This window comes from Pseudomonadota bacterium, assembly GCA_023229365.1.
GTDB lineage: Bacteria > Myxococcota_A > Polyangia > JAAYKL01 > JAAYKL01 > JALNZK01.
Genome location: JALNZK010000037.1, coordinates 1 through 15,600 on the forward strand (window position 1 = coordinate 1; position 15,600 = coordinate 15,600).

Here is a 15,600-nt window from a genome sequence, read left to right on the forward strand (position 1 = left end):
CAGGGATGAGCAATCGTTGGCGTCCTGCTGTAGCGGGCAGTACAGGGTGGTCTCGTTCGGCTCACCCCTACCGAACAGCTCGCTGTACCCGTACGGCATCGCGGCGATGACCGAACCGTCGGGCAACATGGCGATTGAGTGATTTGTTTTATACGAGTCGTTCCCGATCCGGATCGCGTGCTCGACCGTGCCGTTCGCATCGAACCACGCGAGGTAGCCGTCCCACTCGAAGGGAGAGTCCGACGTTTCGGACACGATCTCGAACGGTTCGCCCGGCCAAGCGGTGCCGCGCAGCGATCCACCCACCAGTATACGGCCGTCGGGCAGCGCGTCCACGTTGCGTGTGTCCATGCGCGTTTCTTCGGTCGTGGGGATCTGCGTCGCCCAGGCGATCGCGCCGTCCGGCTCGAACTTTGCGACGAAGCCGGTAGTGTGTTCGTATTCCGTCGTCAAAATTGTCTCGTTCGGCTCACCCTCACCGAGCATGATCAGATCCGAGCGAAACCATCCCGCCACGAGAACCGATCCGTCTTCGAGCGCAACAACGGCAAACACATGATCCTCGCCGTTGCCGCCGACTCGACGTACCCATTCGAGTGATCCGTCCGGATAATATCGAGCGACGAATCCGTCCGACCACTCGACGAACTCGTCCGGGAAATGAGCCTCGTTCGACTCGCCGGGGCCGAACACGGCGGCCTCGGCGACCTGTCCACCCAGGTAGGAAGACCCGTCACTGAGAGCAGCAATGGATTGGCCGGTTTCTCTCACCTTGCCGGCAGGAGACAGCTCGTGCTCGTCACCTCCGGCGCGCACGGCCCACGCGAGCCTCCACCCGGGAATGGCGTCATCGTCACCGGCGTCTGGCGAGCCGGCGTCGTCGAAGGATCGAGGCGAGCTGGTGCACGAGATCGAGAGCAGGGTCGACAACGTGATCCCGAGAACTGCGGTCGAACGGATCATCGCGGATCCCCCTCGAAATCAGTATACCTCCCGCCCGGGCCGTCCGCCAGCGTCCGCAGCCCATCTGTCCGCAGCCCATCCGCGGACCGTCCACATGCCGGACGCACCCAATGACGGAAGCGCCAAAACACCGTGAGCATTCAAAGAAGGGCCCGGCCGCCGGAAATTGGAAATTGGAAGGTTACGACACCTTCTCCACCTTCTCCCTTCTCCGAAGCGGCTACTCCGTCGGCGGGCCCACTTTGTCGAAGCGCATGAGGAAGACATCCTGAGCCCCCGAGACCGGGAGAGGGACGTCGTCGCCGTGGCCGGAGGTCGCGACGAACGGGTCCGACATGTACACTCCGGTCAGCCATATGGAGGTGCCATCGAGCTGTGCCCCGGCCGTCGCGCCTTCGTCGTCCTCGTTTCCGAGTCCGTACATCCAGAGGATCTCTCCGTTTTCCGAGAAGCGCACCAGGCCGATGTCGCGGCCACCTTTCGAAGTCAGGATCCTCTCCGCCTCGTCGTTCCCTTCGAACGCCAGAGTGGGTCCGAACGAGAGAATTGCCACCAGACTTCCGTCGGGCATCGGGACCATAGTGTAGCCGTCGGAGTGGGACGTGTCGGTTGCCGCCTTGCCGAGGCGGACCCACTCGAGGGCGCCGTCGTCCGGATCGAACTTCGCCACGATGCCCCCGTTCTCTTGATCGCCGAGCGAGAAGCCCGGGAGCGAGAGATCAGGATCGGTCGGCACGCGGGAGAACCCGCCGGTCACGGCGATCGCCCCGTCAGCCGCTTCCGCGGCCTGCCATCCGCGACTCTTCCATACGCCGAGATCTCTGACCCATACGAGTGAGCCAGACTGGTCGTACCTGGCCAGCGACATGCAATCGTTGGCATCCTCCTGGAGCGCGCAGGTGAGCGTCGTCTCATTTGGCTCGCTCTTGCCGAACAGCTCGGTGTACCCGTACGGCAGCGCGGCGACGACCGAGCCGTCGGAGAGCGTGGCGATCGAGTGTCGAAAGATCTGTACTCCGCCTCCGATCCGGATCGCGTGCTCGACCGCACCGCCCGCGTCGAACCACGCGAGGTAGCCGTCCCACTCGGAGGGCGAGCCCGAGCTCTCGGAGACGACCTCGAACGGCTCACCCGGCCACGCCGTGCCACGCAGCGTTCCGCCCACCAGAATCCGCCCGTCCGGAAGGGCGTGCGCGGTGAAAGCCCAGGCGCTCGTCTCGTCCGTGTGCGGGATCTCCTCCGCCCAGAGCAGCCCGCCGTCCAAGCGGTATCTGGCGACGAAGCCGACGGCGCGCGTGAACGGTGAGCCCAACGTGATCTCGTTCGGCTCTCCCTCCCCGAAAACGACCGCTTCCGAACGGATCATCCCGACGACGGCGACCGAACCGTCCTCCAGCCTGGAGACGTCGAACGCGTGATCCTCCTCGGTTCCGCCGATCCGACGCACCCAGTCGAGTGTGCAACTTGGTGTGTAGCGCGCGATGAATCCATCAGTAAAGCCCACGTCAGCCGGGAACTGTGTCTCGTTCGATTCGCCGGTGCCGAAGATCGCCGCCTCCGCGACCTGTCCGGCGAGAAAGGCGGAGCCATCCGGATCCGCTGCGATCGCGCAACCGCCTTCGCGCCCCTGTGATTCGTCTAGAAACTCGTGCCCTCCCGCTCGGGCCGCGCACGCGAGGTTCCAGCCTGGCATGGCGTCATCAACGCCGGCGTCCGGAGCGCCTGCGTCGTCGAAGGATCGAGGCGAGCTGGTGCACGAGATCGAGAGCAGGGTCGACAACGTGATCCCGAGAACTGCGGTCGAACGGATCATCGCGGATCCCCCTCGAAATCAGGATACCTCCCGCCCTGGCCGTCCGCCAGCGTCCGCAACCCATCCGCGGCGCGGACGGCCGGGAGGGAGAGGTAAACTAGATGATGCAAGGGCCTTGGTGGCGGACTTGCGTGTAGTAGCCGGTGCCGGAGACATGGTAGTGCCATTGCACCATGTTTTCAGTCGGGTCGTAGTCTTCACTGCCGTCCGGGCGCGTGTCGTCCAAATCGTAGGTGCTCGTAGTGCCACCCACAGTCCAGCAGTCGTAGTCCAGTGCGTCTTCCCAAATGTAGTTGTTATCATCGTCGGGGTCGGCGTAGAAACCGACGTAGTTCGCATCGCAGTAGTCGTAGTCCGAGGTCGCCCTGGCCGCGATCTCGGTGACGTTAGACGGGTCGCAGTTCCTGGACGAGCTGTCGTGGCAGAGGTTCCACTTGTAGCAGTGCGTCCCGCAGGTGCTCGCGTACTCAATGTACCCGCAGGTCGTGCCGGGCACCGTGTAGTACACGTAAGGAAGCCCTGAGCGATACACCACCACATAGTACGGAACGAAAAGATCCTCGTCTCCGCGGGTGCCCTCGGTGGTCAGGTACTCGGTCCACATGTGCCCGCCGAATTCGTCGAGCCACACCTCCCACTTGGTGCCGTCCTCGTCGATGTAGCTCTCGACGAGCTCCGCGAAATCCTTACCGAGCTCGTAGTCGACGTTTCCCTCGGCGTCGACATACGGCGCCTCGTCGTACGTGACCACAATCTGGTCCTCCAACGACGCGTCATCCTCCTCCTGCGCGCTCGCGCTCATGACGAACCCCATCACCACCGCGACGACCGTCGCGCACACGAAAACCTTCATGCGATCCATGTCGCTTCCTCCCTGTTTCAGTAGCCGCGCAGTTCGCGGCCGTTCTCGCGGACGCGGCCCCCTGCCGCGCCGCTTTCCGCCGTCCTCTTCTCCGCGTCCCGCCGCACGTGCTCCGATCCGCGGGCCGCGGTTCGTCGAACGGTCAGGTCGTCTTTTCCGTGCCGCCCCGTTGCGCGCGGCGCTCGGCCTCCCGCGCCTCCTTGCGCCAACGCTCCCGCTCGCCGAACCCGGAGAGAACCGTGAGCAGCCGCACGAGCTGCCCGCGGTTCGCGACTCCGAGCTTCTCCTCGGCGCGCCGCACGAGCTTGCTCGCCGCGCTCTCGGACGCGCCGAGCAGCGACGCGAGCCCCTTGTTCTCCGGGAAGCCGTGCGCCGCGTACGAGCACAGCGCCTCGATCTGCTCGCCGGTGAGCCCGGCCGACCGGAGGAACCGCCCGTGGCGTTCCGGATCGAGCGGCCCCGTCGCGGCGGGACGCGTGCCCCGCGCGAGCATCGCCTCGACGTCGTTGCCGAGGTCGCAGCACCGCTTGAGCAGGTACTCGTCCGCGCCGGCGAGCAGGGCGCGCAGCATCGTCCCGGGGTCTTCGTAGCCGGTCAGCATGCACACGAACCCCTCGTATCCCGCCGCGCGCAGATCCCGCACGAGGTCGATCCCGTCCGGCTCGCCGTCGCCTAAGCCAACGTCGACGAGCGCGAGCCGAGGGTTCGATCGCGCGAGCTCCAGCGCCTGAGCGGCGGTCGCCGCGACGTCGATCGCCTCGAACCCCTTTCCCGGGAGGGCTCGGTTAATGGCGTTCAGGACTCCGGGGTTATCGTCGACGGCGAGAACCCTGGGAGCCGATCTCTTCGGGGGGGGGCATGGATCCGATCCAACGGCACGAACCAGATGCATGCCGCTATTCTGGAAACGAGTGTGAAGTCCTGTCAACGGCGATCATTCGCCTCGCCATATCGGGAATAGAAATACGGGAGCGGCCTGCCGTGGGCGGCGTCGGTGTGGCGAACGCATGCACCCTCAGGGCTTCTTCTCCGCCTGCTTCGTGCACGCCTCGATCCCCTTGCGGGCGGCGTCGGCGTCCTCGGCGTCCGGGGCGAGCTCGAGGTACTTCTCGAATTCGGCCGCCGCCTCGTCGAACCGCTTCGCGCGGGCGAGCGCGTTCGCGAGGAGGACGTGGGCGCGCGGGAACTTCTGGTCCTTCCCGATGGCGGCCCTGTAGAGATCGATGGCGTCCGCGTCGCGTCCGGCCTTGGCGAGCAGGAGCCCCGCCGAGGCGAGCGCGGTCGCGTCCGCGGCCTCCATCTTTTCGATCGCGCGCAGCGCGGCAGCCGCGTCGTCGCCCTTCTTGAGATCCAGGAGGATCTGCGCCTTGCCGAGCGAGACGAGCGGCTCGCCCGGCGCGGCCGACGCCGCCTTCTCGTACCAACCGAGCGCCGCGTCGAGCTTCTTCGCGCGCCGCGCGGCCTCCGCGAGCGCCATCAAGGGCAGCGGGTCGTCGGGGGCGAGCTCCGCGGCGCGGGCGAACTCCTTCTCCGCCTCCGCAAGAAGCTCCGAGGCCTCGAGGGCGAGCCCCAGGTTGTAGTGGGAGTCCGCGTCCTCGGGATCGAGATCGAGGCACGCCTCGAGCTCGTAGCGCGCCGCCTCGAGATCGCCCTTGGCGAGGAGCAGCACGCCCAGGTTGCTGCGAGCCTCGAGCAGCGTGGCGTCGAGCTCGATCGCGCGCTTGTACGCCGCCTCGGCCCCCGCCACGTCGTCGAGTCCCGCCTTGGCCAAGCCGAGGTAGTAGTGCAGCGCCGGATCGTCCGGGCTCTCCTTTGCGAGCGCCTCGAACACGGTCGCCGCCTTTTCGTAATCCCCCTGCTCGATGAGCGCCTGGCCGGCGGGGAGGTCGGCGTCCTCGTCGAACGGGTTGTCGGTATGGCGGGACGGCCCGCACGAGACGAAGGAGACCGCTGCGGCGAAGAGCGCGGTGCGATGGAGCCCCCTGAACATCGACGGTACCTCCCGTGTTCTCGTTGCCGAGACTCTAGCACGAGAGGCGCCGGCGCGATACGCAACGCAGCCGCCGGTACGGTGAAAAAAAAGTGGCCCGCCACCGAGGGCGGTCGGTGGCGGGCCGAGGCAAGAGAAGGAGCATCCGTAAAGAGAACCGAACCAGCCAAGATATTCTCAACGGCGCGACCGAAAAGCAGTAAGTGGTTCCCGCGCCGCGTTTCGATCCCGGGCTGTTGCATCAGGGATGCCATCGCCGGCCCGCGCGCCGGGCGTCACCCGAAAAGCTCGGCTTTTCGGGCGGATGGAGCGAAGCGATGGCGCCGCCATCAAAACGCGGGACCTCTGCGGTGGAGCGCGTGCGCCACGGGGTCGCGACATCGATGTCGTTTTGCGCCGAGCGCCCTGAAAAAGATGCGGACCGAGCCGATGCGAGTGACCGCGCTACGGCAGGGTCGAGCGCGCGCGGCGGATCAAGGCGAGCATCTCGTCGTGGATCGCACCGTTCGACGCCGCGATCCAGCCGCGTTCCGGATCGAGCGGCGCGCCGTCGTAGTCGGTGACCCGTCCCCCGGCCTCGGCGACGATCACCGCGCCCGCGGCGACGTCCCAGGGATGGAGGCGCGGCTCGAAGTAGCCGTCGTAGACGCCGCGCGCCACGAGCGCGAGATCGACCGCCGCGGCGCCGCAGCGCCTGAGGCCGAGCGTGTGCTTCACGAACGCGACGTACTCCCGCGTATTGTCGTCCACCGCCGTGCGCCGATCGTACGGGAACCCCGTCGCCATGAACGCCTCCCCGAGCGTTCTCGCCCGCGACACGCGGACCGGGACGCCGTCCGAGAACGCGCCGCCCCCCCGCCGCGCCGAGACCGTGAAGCCGAGCGCCGGGGCCGCGACGACGCCCGCGACGAGCTCCTCGCGGTGTTCGAGCCCGAGCGACACGGCGAACACTGGGTGGCCGCGCGAGAAGTTCGTGGTACCGTCCAGGGGATCGACGAGCCAGGTCGTCTCGGCCGCGGCGGCACCGTGGGCGCCGCTCTCCTCCGCGCGCACGGCGAAACCGGGAAAGCGCGAGAGGAGGCGATCGACGATCAGCTCCTCCGAGCGGCGATCGTACTCGGTGACGAGGTCGACCTCGCCTTTGTGCGCGACGTCGTTCACCTTCCCGAGCCCCGCGAGGAGCAGCGCGCCCGCCTCCGCTGCGACGGCCTCCGCCACCGCGACGATCTCGTCGAGCTCGGGCGCGGCGAGCGTCACGCGAGCGCCTCCGCGATGCGCCGGTGCAGGCCGCCGAATGCGCCGTTGGACAGGAGCGCGATCACGTCGCCGGGCTCGGCCCACGAGGTGACGAGCGCGACGACCTCTTCGAGGGTCGCGGCGGCGTGGGCGTCGAGCCCGCGCGCGACGAGATCCCCCGCCAGCGCGACGACGTCGAGCCTGTCACCGGCCGGAAGATCGCGCCCGACCGGGGCGATCACGACGCGCGCCGCGAGATCGAACGCCTCGGCGTACGCCTTCTGGTGCAGGCCTCGGCACGCGGTGGCCGAGCGCGGCTCGAACGCCGCGAGCAGCCTCCCGTTCGGGTGCCGCTCGCACAGCGCGGCGAGCGTCTCCCGGACCGCGGTCGGGTGGTGGGCGAAGTCGTCGTACACGGAGATCCCGCGGGGCGAGGCCACCAGCTGCTGACGCCGCGCGATGCCGCCGAAGCCCGGGAGCGCTTCCTTGAGCTCGTCGAGGGGCACGCCGCTCGCGACGTGGGCCATGATCAGCGCGGCGAGCGTGTTGCGCGCGTTGTGCCTCCCGGCGAGCGGGGTGCGCCACAGCCCGGTCGACGCTCCGTCGATTGCGATCTCGATCTCTCCCGGACCCCGCTGCGACGCGATCCACCGCGCCCGCTCCGGGGTCGGATCGCCGGCGACCGCGTACGAGATCGGCTCGCCGTCGAAACCCCGGGCGGCGGCGCGCGCCCCGGCGTCCCCCGCGTAGATCGCGAGCGGCCCGGGCCCGACGAGGCGGACGAGCGCCGCGAACGCCGCGGCGTACGCCTCCTCGGTCGGGTAGATGTCGACGTGATCGTGCTCGACCGAAGTGATCACCGCGGCGTGCGGCGTGTACGCGAGGAACTTGGGGATCTTCTCGAAGTACGCGCTGTCGTACTCGTCGCCCTCGACCACGAAGTCGGGTCCCGCACCGAGCCTAAACCCTGCCCCGAAGTCCGCCGCGACGCCGCCTATCAGGGCCGACGGATCGCGCGACGTCGCGTGGAGCAGGTACGCGGTCAGTGAGGTCGTCGTCGTCTTGCCGTGCGTGCCGGCGATCACGAGGCAGCGCTTCCCGCGCAACAGGAGATCCTGCAGCGTCCGCGGCATGGAGGCGCACTCGAGGCCCATCTCCCGAGCCGCGGCGGCCTCCGGATGGTCCCTCTTGCACACGTTGCCGACGACGACGAGATCGGGCCGCGCGCGGAGGTTGTCGGCGCCGTACCCCTCGAACACGGGGATCCCGAGAGCGGCGAGCTCGGTGCTCATCGGCGGGTACGGGTGCGCGTCGGAGCCGGTGACCGTGTAGCCGCGCGCCTTGAGGAGGCCGGCGAGCGCGCCCATCCCCGTGCCGCAGACGCCGATGAGGTGGATGCGCTTCATGCTCCGAGTGGTAGCGCAGGCGACGGCGCCGGTCCAACATTCGGCCGACGGGCACGCGTCAATTGAAGTCGTTGCTCGAGGGCGGGTGCTCGAGATCCCGATCCTCGCGGACGCCGCGATCGAGCAGGGAGAGCAGGCGGCCGCCGTCGACGGAGAGCACCTGGCCGGTGACGAACCGGGCGCCGGCGAGGTAGGCCACCGCGCCGGCGACGTCCTCGGGCGAACCCGTCCGCCCGAGCGGGATCCCCCCGGCGACGCGCGCCTTGAGCGGTTCCGGGTAGCGCGCCGGGAAGAGGACGGCGCCAGGGCACACGGCGTTGACGCGGATGCCCAGCCCCGCGAGCTCGAGCGCCTTGCGGGCCGTCAGCGAGAGCACGGTCTTCTTGGTCGTGGAGTACGCCTTGTAGCCTTTGAACGGCACGATCCCAGCGACGTCGGCGATGTTCACGATCGCCCCGCCGGTCGCGGCGAGGTGGGGGATCGCCGCGTCGACGAGCATCGCGGGGACGTCCGTGTTCAGGACCTTCATGCGCGCGAGCTCGACGAGCGGCGCCGCATCGTCGACGAACAGCGCGGCGCTGTTGACGACGAGATCGAGGCGGCCGAGCGCCCGGACGACCTCCTCGACGAGCCGCCGCGGGGCGCCCGGTTGCGTGAGATCGAATCGAAACGGCGTCGCGGAGCCGTGGAGCGAGGCGATCTCCTCGACCAGCGCCTGCGCCTCGGCCGCCGAGGCATGGTGATGGACGGCGAGCCGGTACCCGCCCGCGGCGAGCCGGAGCGACACGGCGCGGCCGACGCGTACGGCGCCGCCGGTCACGAGCGCGACGCGGGAGCCGCCTTCGGGGTTGTTTGTCTCCATCACCGCCCAAACCGGGTATAAAGGACTGTGATGTTCTACACGCGAAGCGGGCGCGGTCCCACCAAAAAGCTCGTGGTGATGCTCGTGTGCGGCGCCGCGCTGCTGTCGCCCGCCGTCGCCACGGCCTCGCCGGACGCCGGTGCCGGGCCCGAGAGCCGCTGTCCCGGGAAGGCATGCATCGTCATCGAGTACGAGGAGCCCGTGGCCCGGGAGGCGGCGCGGCTCGCGGATACGCTGCGCATCCGGCTGTCGTCCTTCGGTGTCCGGGTCGTGGCCGAGCAGGTCGGCGAGCGGACCACCGCGCCGTCCCCCGGGAACGCGGAGCTGTTCTGGGTGGTGCACCTGCGGCGGCTTTCGAGCGAGCTCCTGCTCGTCGCGATCGACAGCCTCGGCGGCGCCGGCGCCGAGGACGTGGTGCGGGAGGTGGCGCGCGGGGAGACGGACGAGTCGACGATCTGGACCATCTCCTTGATGGTCGAGGAGGCCGTCCTCCCGTACTTCGAGAAGGAAGAGGACTGGCCGGCGGTCGGCGCCGGGCTCGCCATCATCGAGCCCCCTGCGGTGGGCGGAGTCGCGAAGCCGGAGGCTCCTTTGGAGCAGGTGTTCCCGAAGCTGCACCTCCTCGGGCTCGGCGTCGTCGTGGTCGGCCTCGTGGCGACCGGCGACTTCGCCGTCGGGCCGGTGCTCACGGTCGAGGGCCGCTTCGCGCCGAGGTTCCTCGCCGCCTTCTCGATCGGGTGGAGCGGGTTCGCCGAGTACTCGGAGGGCATCGTCAGCGGGCGCGCCCAGTACATCCCGATGCAGATCAGGCTCGGCTACGGCATGTACGTGAGCCGCGCCGTCGAGCTGTCGGCCTGGACCGGGCTCTCCATGGGGTTCGCGGTCTACGGGAGCGAGGCCGACAACGGGGGCGGGTCGCCGCGGACCGACGTGCTCTTCGAACCCGGTGTCCTCGCGGCGCTCAGGCTCTCGTTCACGGTCTACGGGCCGTTCGCGTGCTACCTCCGCGGGGGTGCGACGATCTTCTTCGTGCGGGACGTGCTCGAGAACCGCGGCACGACGATCTACGAGGCCGGCTGGGTGGCGCCGGACGTGGAGGTCGGGGTGCAACTGAAGTTCTGAGAATTTCTAACAAATTTGGGCGCATCGGTTTCATAATATCAGGGACATGGCGGCGACTAATAAAGAGAAAAGCGGTGGCAGCGGCAAGGGCCGGGAAGGCAAGTCGATGTCGGTCGGGGTTCTGGAAAAGCTCGGGATAGGCGTTCGGCGCAAGGTGAAGGCCGACCCGATAGCCGACGTCGTCGCGCGCTGCAAGCACGGCGATACCGCGGCGTTCCGCGAGCTCTACGATCGACACGTGTCCGGCGTCCACCGCCATCTCAAGCTGCTGATCGGGCCGAACGAGGACGTCGATGATCTGATCCAGCTCGTGTTCCTGAATGTTTTCCAGTCGATCAAGCGGTTCAAGGGTGAGTCCGCCTTTTCGACGTGGTTGTTCCGCATCACGATCAACGTCGCCCGCCAGGAGATCCGCGTCCGCGGGCGGCAGCGGCGCCTGGGCACGGCGGTCGTCGACGTCAGCCGCGTGACCAGCGTGTCGGTGCGGCAGACGCCGGAGCACCGCGTCGCGAACTGGGAGCACATCTACGCGATCCTCGATAGGCTCTCGCCCAAGAAGAGGGAGACTTTCATCCTCTACATGTACGAAGGGTATTCGCTCGAGGAGATCGCCCGGTTGCTCGGCTCGTCGGTGTCGACGATCGGCTCGCGGCTGCAGGCCGGCCGGCGGGAGATCCTGGACGCGTTGGCCGGGGAGAAGGCGGGATGAGGGGAGCCGAACGAGAGTGCCGGCGCGCGCAGGAGGATCTCCTGCGGCACGACGACCTCGACGCGGTCCGCCGCGGGAGGCTCCAGATCCATCTCAACCGGTGCGAGACATGTCGCGTCGCGGCCGAGGGGCTCGCGCGGATGGAGTCCCCGCTCGCCGAGCTCCCGACGATCGACGACGAGACCACGCGCCGGATCTACGACGACCTGATTCCGGCGGTGCACCAGATCGCCGTCGAGCTCAGGCCCGTCCAGCGGCGCTCCACGCGCTATCCTTTGTCGCTCGCCCTCGGGTTCGGCCTGAGCGCCGCCGCTGCGGTGGTGCTGCTCGCGCTCGTCGCGTACCGGGCGTTCCCAGCCGCCGGAGAGCCCGGCGCGGGCGCCGAGAAATCCACCCGAGCGGTCGCCGCGCGCGAGGAAGGCAGGTTGACCGGCCTCCTGGACAGGAGCGAGGGCGACGTCCGCGTCGACGGCGTCTCGTTGGCCGAAAGCGACGGCACGTTCTCGTTGCAGAGGGGCACCTCGATGCGGGTCGGCGACGGCGCGCGGCTGTCGTTCCGGATAGGCGATACGGCGCGAGTGGCGCTCCTCGGCGATGCGGCGTGGCGCGTCGAGAACGCGAGCGACACCGCGATCGAGGTGACGCTGGAGCGCGGCCGGATCGCCGTCGAGTTCGACGGCACGCAGGGTCGCTCCCTCGACGTGCGGACGCCCGACTCGGTGGTCCGCGTTCGCGGCACGCTGTTCACGGTGGAGGTGTCGGGCGAGGGCGGCACGCTGGTGTCGGTGATGGAGGGGCGGGTCGAGGTCGTCCCGCTCCGCGGCGGCGGCGCTCTCGTGGAGGGCGGCGCCGGCGAGCAGGTATCGATCCCGGGCGACGGGACGCCCCGGCCGCTGAGCGACGAGCAGCGCGCCCTCGCGAGCGAGGTGGACGCGCTCGAGGATGGTTTCGTCGCGGCGTCCGGGAGGCTGGTGCGGTTCAACGGGAGCCCGGATCGCGTGATGGTTGAGGTGGAGGGGAGGGTGCTCGGGTACACGCCGCTCGCGGTGCGTCTACCGGAGGGCCCGATCGAGTACCGCCTGAGCGCGCCGGGCATGGAGCCCCTCATCGCGCGCCTCGGCGGGGAGCAGAGCGGCGAGAACGTGCGGTTCGGGCTCGCCCCGGCCGCGGAGTACCGCGCCGCCCTCCCGAACGCCTCAGCGGCAAGGCGTCCGGATGCCGCCGCGAAGCGAGGCGGCGACGGCGCGAAGATCTCCTCCGAGGCGAGCCGTTGGGGGCTCGTGGAGCGGGCGCGGGCCGCGATGGTGGCGGGCGACGTGCCGTTCGCGGTGAGCCTCCTCGAGCGCGCCGTCCACGATCTCGGCGGGGAGCGCCTGGTGACCGCGTCGTCGATGCTCGCCGATTGCTACTCCGCCACGGGAGAGTACCGGAAGGCCGCGGACGCGTACGACCGCGTCGCGTCGTTGGTGCCGGGTTCGAAGGTCGCGCAGAACTCCAGGTACGAGGTCGGGCGGCTGGCCATGGATCGGCTCGGCGACTTCGGCCGCGCGCGCGCGGCGTTCACGGCGTACGTCGCGTCGCCGCTCGGCGGCGAGCTGAAGGAGGCGGCGTACTACTCGCTGTGCGAGATCGACGGCCGCGAGGGCGCGCACAAGGACGCCCTCCACTGCTTCAATAACTTCCTGCGCACCTTCCCGGGCGGGTTCCACGAGCCGAACGCGCGCCTGTGGCGCGGCGCCCTGTACCAGGACGTCCTGCGGCGCTTCGCCGACGCGGAGCGCGATCTCCTGGCGTTCATCCAGGCCAAGCCGCGGCACCCGCGCGTGGACGAGGCGCGCTACCGCGTGGCGCTCGGACGCTACCAGGTCGGCGATCGCCGCGGCGCGCTCCGGATGATCGAGGAGTACCAGCGCGAGACCCCCGGCGGCCAGTACGCCCTCCGGGTCGAGCGGTTGCGGCGCGCCATTCTCGATCCCGACTTCTCATTGGACCTCGAATCGAAGTAGTCTCCTTTCCGCATGATCCGTCACCCCTATTCGCCGTTCCTCGGACGCGTCGAGCGGCCGGGCCGGTACGTCGGCGGAGAGTTCGGCTCGGCGCCCTCCCGCGCGGGGGTGCGCGCCCGCATCGCGCTCGCGTTCCCCGACTCCTACGAGATCGGGATGAGCCACATCGGCCTCTCCGTGCTCTACGAGGTGGTGAACGGGCGGCCCGGGCTCGCCGCCGAACGCGTGTTCATGCCGTGGCCGGACATGGAGGCTCTGCTCTGCGCCCGCGGCCTGCCGCTCGTCTCCCTGGAGACCGGCACGCCGCTCGACGCGTTCGACGTCGTCGGCTTCTCGCTGCAATACGAGCTCACCTACACGAACCTCCTGCGGATGCTCGATCTCGGCCGGATCCCGCGACGCTCTTCGGAGCGGGGGGACCGGGCGCCGCTCGTCATCGCCGGCGGCCCCCTGGCCGCGCTCTGCGAGCCGCTCGCGCCGTTCCTCGACCTCGTGATTGTCGGCGACGGGGAGGAGGCGCTGCCGCGCTTCCTCGGGCGGCTCGCCGAGCTGAAGGAGCAGGGTGTTTCGAGGAGGGAGATCGTCGCCGAGCTCGCGCGGCTCGACGCGGTGTACGCGCCGGGGGCGCTTCGAAGGCAGATCGACGAGCGGTCGGGGAGGCTCGTCGTGGAAGGCGGGACTCCGATCGTCCGCCGCGCCGCGGTGAAGAGGCTCGGGGACTGGCCGCCGGGCTTCGGGCCGGTCCCGATGGTGAGCGCCGTCTTCGACAGGTACAGCGTCGAGATCGCGCGCGGCTGCGCCGAGGGGTGCCGCTTCTGCCAGGCCGGGTTCCTGTACCGGCCGGTGCGGGAGCGCGACGTCGGCGAGATCGACGCGGCGGTCGAGCGCGCGGTGAACGGCCTCGGCTTCGACGAGGTGTCGCTCGCGTCGCTCTCCTCCGCGGACCACTCCCAGCTCGGCCCGCTCGTGGCGCAGCTCGGCGCTTCGCTCACCTCGAAGCGGGTGTCGCTGTCGGTGCCGTCGCTGCGAGCGTACGGCGTCCCGGACGCGCTCGTGGAGGTGCTCGCGCGCCTGCGGGCGACGGGCGTGACGCTCGCGCCCGAGGCCGGGAGCCAGCGGCTGCGAGACGTCGTCAACAAGAACGTGACCGAGGCGGATCTGCTCGGGGCCGCGCGACGGTTCTTCGATCACGGGCTCGGCCGCATCAAGCTCTACTTCATGCTCGGGCTGCCGACCGAGACCGACGAGGATCTCGCGGAGATCGTCGCGCTCTCCGAAAGGCTGCGCGCGCTCGGTCGCAGGTGCCTCGGGCGGCGCGCCGAGGTCGTGATCTCGGTCTCCACGTTCGTCCCCAAGCCGTTCACGCCGTTCGAGCGGGAACGGATGATCGACGCGGACGAGGTCCGGCGGCGCCAGGGGATCGTGCAGCGGCTCGCGTGGCAGCGGCGGCTCGAGGTGCGGATCCACGACGCGCGCCTCTCTCGGCTCGAGGGCGTGTTCTGCCGAGGGGACGCGCGGCTGGCAGGAGTGCTCGAGAAGGCGGTGGACGCCGGGGCGAGGTTCGACGGCTGGGGCGACATGTTCGTAGAGGAGGCCTGGCGGCTCGCGCTCGCGGAGGTGGACGTGCCGCGTCTCCTCGCGGCGATCCCGGACGGCGCGCGTGTGCCGTGGGATCACGTCGACGTCGGCGTGTCGCGCGCCTTCCTCGAGAAAGAGCGGGATCGCGCGCTCGCGGCGCAGGTTACGCGCCCCTGCGGGCGCTACGCGCGGGGGCCCGGCGAGGCGCCGGCGTTCGTCTGCCACGCCTGCGGGATGGGTTGCGCGTCCGGCGACGTGCCGCTCCGGTCCCCGCGGCCCGTCGTCGAGGCGGCGGCCGCTGTTGCCGCGCACCCGCGAGGGCGTCCGACGCCGGACACATCGCACGCGGCGGATCCGGCGGACGTCGTCCGTGTCCGCTTCGAGATCGCGGTCTTCGGCCGCCAGGCGTTCCTGGGGCACCTCGACACGCTGCGCCACTTCACGCGGAGCCTCCGCCGCGCGGGGCTCGAGGTGGACTACTCCCGCGGGTTCCACCCCAAGCCGAGGATCGAGACGACGCCGCCCTTGCCGCTCGGCACCGCGGGCCTCGGCGAGCTGTACGACGTGGGGCTCGTGCGCCCGCCGAGCGAGCCGGAGATCGCCGAGCGCCTCGCCCGCGCCCTGCCGCCGGAGCTCGAGGCGCGGCGCGTGCAGAGGCTCGATCCGGCCGACGCGAAGATCGCGAAGGCGATCGCCGCCGCCGAGTACCTCGTCGCGGTCGAGGTCGAGCGGGCGGTCGCCGAGAGCGCGGTCGCAGGGATGCTGGCGGCCGAGACCATCTTCGTCGAGCGGTGCCGGAAGGGGGAGTCGCTGCGCGTCGACGTGCGGCAATTCGTGGCGAGCGCCGAGGTGATGCCTTCGTGGCCGAGCGACCCGGCGATCGAGCCGGATCCCGCGAGGACCCCGCTGCGGATCGTCCTGCACGCGGTCACCTCGGGCGGCGCGCGCCCCGCGGAGCTGCTCGCCCCGTTCCTCGGAGAGGCGATGGAGACCGCCGAGATCACGCGGTTGGGTTGGATCCTGCGGTGAAGCTCGGGGAGAGCGTCGGCGCGA

Annotated in this window: 12 protein-coding genes; 4 read left to right on the plus strand and 8 right to left on the minus strand. The window is 69.8% G+C overall.

Translation table 11 applies throughout. From position 1 onward, the window contains the following. The 8 genes from M0R80_15745 to M0R80_15780 form a co-directional block, all read right to left on the minus strand. Positions 1-963: hypothetical protein (locus M0R80_15745; protein ID MCK9461086.1), on the minus strand; the 963-nt coding region annotated here is incomplete at its 3' end. Positions 964-1,183: 220 nt separating this feature from the next. Then, entirely contained in the window at positions 1,184-2,776 is a 1,593-nt protein-coding gene (locus tag M0R80_15750; protein MCK9461087.1) for a hypothetical protein, read from the minus strand. 97 nt (positions 2,777-2,873) lie between these two features. Next, a complete protein-coding gene (locus M0R80_15755) occupies positions 2,874-3,638 on the minus strand; it encodes a hypothetical protein (GenBank protein MCK9461088.1) in 765 nt (254 codons plus the stop codon). 142 nt (positions 3,639-3,780) lie between these two features. Then, on the minus strand, positions 3,781-4,530 hold the full coding sequence (locus M0R80_15760; GenBank protein ID MCK9461089.1) for a response regulator: 750 nt from the start codon (positions 4,528-4,530) through the stop codon (positions 3,781-3,783). A 123-nt stretch (positions 4,531-4,653) separates the two neighbouring features. After that, positions 4,654-5,628 (minus strand): tetratricopeptide repeat protein, encoded by a 975-nt coding sequence (locus tag M0R80_15765; GenBank protein MCK9461090.1) that lies wholly within the window; start codon positions 5,626-5,628, stop codon positions 4,654-4,656. Between the two features lie 444 nt (positions 5,629-6,072). After that, positions 6,073-6,885, minus strand: a complete 813-nt coding sequence (locus tag M0R80_15770) for an inositol monophosphatase (protein ID MCK9461091.1) — start codon at positions 6,883-6,885, stop codon at positions 6,073-6,075. Further along, positions 6,882-8,270 (minus strand): Mur ligase domain-containing protein, encoded by a 1,389-nt coding sequence (locus M0R80_15775; protein MCK9461092.1) that lies wholly within the window; start codon positions 8,268-8,270, stop codon positions 6,882-6,884. Before M0R80_15775 ends, M0R80_15770 begins: the two co-directional genes overlap by 4 nt. 58 nt (positions 8,271-8,328) lie before the next feature. Next, the gene (locus M0R80_15780) at positions 8,329-9,132 is read right to left on the minus strand and encodes an SDR family oxidoreductase (GenBank protein MCK9461093.1); all 804 of its coding nucleotides are present in this window, start codon (positions 9,130-9,132) and stop codon (positions 8,329-8,331) included. Between the two features lie 30 nt (positions 9,133-9,162). Here M0R80_15780 and M0R80_15785 point away from each other — a divergent pair, with 30 nt between their 5' ends. Genes M0R80_15785 through M0R80_15800 form a run of 4 tightly spaced genes read left to right on the plus strand, consistent with a single transcriptional unit; the run spans position 9,163 to position 15,576 of the window. After that, positions 9,163-10,254 carry a hypothetical protein gene (locus M0R80_15785; GenBank protein ID MCK9461094.1) on the plus strand — a complete coding sequence of 364 codons (1,092 nt, stop codon included), beginning with the start codon at positions 9,163-9,165 and terminating at the stop codon, positions 10,252-10,254. 46 nt (positions 10,255-10,300) lie between these two features. Then, positions 10,301-10,963 carry an RNA polymerase sigma factor gene (locus M0R80_15790; GenBank protein MCK9461095.1) on the plus strand — a complete coding sequence of 221 codons (663 nt, stop codon included), beginning with the start codon at positions 10,301-10,303 and terminating at the stop codon, positions 10,961-10,963. Next, the gene (locus M0R80_15795; protein ID MCK9461096.1) at positions 10,960-12,969 is read left to right on the plus strand and encodes a FecR domain-containing protein; all 2,010 of its coding nucleotides are present in this window, start codon (positions 10,960-10,962) and stop codon (positions 12,967-12,969) included. The genes M0R80_15790 and M0R80_15795 overlap by 4 nt, the downstream gene beginning before the upstream one ends. Before the next feature lie 12 nt (positions 12,970-12,981). Next, positions 12,982-15,576 carry a TIGR03960 family B12-binding radical SAM protein gene (locus M0R80_15800; GenBank protein ID MCK9461097.1) on the plus strand — a complete coding sequence of 865 codons (2,595 nt, stop codon included), beginning with the start codon at positions 12,982-12,984 and terminating at the stop codon, positions 15,574-15,576. Positions 15,577-15,600: the final 24 nt, after the last annotated feature.

Bases quoted from the DNA above. Each gene is read 5' to 3' on its own strand.
- M0R80_15750 (MCK9461087.1), bottom strand. From the start codon at position 2,776: ATGATCCGTTCGACCGCAGTTCTCGGGATCACGTTGTCGACCCTGCTC.
- M0R80_15755 (MCK9461088.1), bottom strand. From the start codon at position 3,638: ATGGATCGCATGAAGGTTTTCGTGTGCGCGACGGTCGTCGCGGTGGTG.
- M0R80_15760 (MCK9461089.1), bottom strand. From the start codon at position 4,530: ATGCATCTGGTTCGTGCCGTTGGATCGGATCCATGCCCCCCCCCGAAG.
- M0R80_15765 (MCK9461090.1), bottom strand. From the start codon at position 5,628: ATGTTCAGGGGGCTCCATCGCACCGCGCTCTTCGCCGCAGCGGTCTCC.
- M0R80_15775 (MCK9461092.1), bottom strand. From the start codon at position 8,270: ATGAAGCGCATCCACCTCATCGGCGTCTGCGGCACGGGGATGGGCGCG.
- M0R80_15780 (MCK9461093.1), bottom strand. From the start codon at position 9,132: ATGGAGACAAACAACCCCGAAGGCGGCTCCCGCGTCGCGCTCGTGACC.
- M0R80_15785 (MCK9461094.1), top strand. From the start codon at position 9,163: ATGTTCTACACGCGAAGCGGGCGCGGTCCCACCAAAAAGCTCGTGGTG.
- M0R80_15790 (MCK9461095.1), top strand. From the start codon at position 10,301: ATGGCGGCGACTAATAAAGAGAAAAGCGGTGGCAGCGGCAAGGGCCGG.
- M0R80_15795 (MCK9461096.1), top strand. From the start codon at position 10,960: ATGAGGGGAGCCGAACGAGAGTGCCGGCGCGCGCAGGAGGATCTCCTG.
- M0R80_15800 (MCK9461097.1), top strand. From the start codon at position 12,982: ATGATCCGTCACCCCTATTCGCCGTTCCTCGGACGCGTCGAGCGGCCG.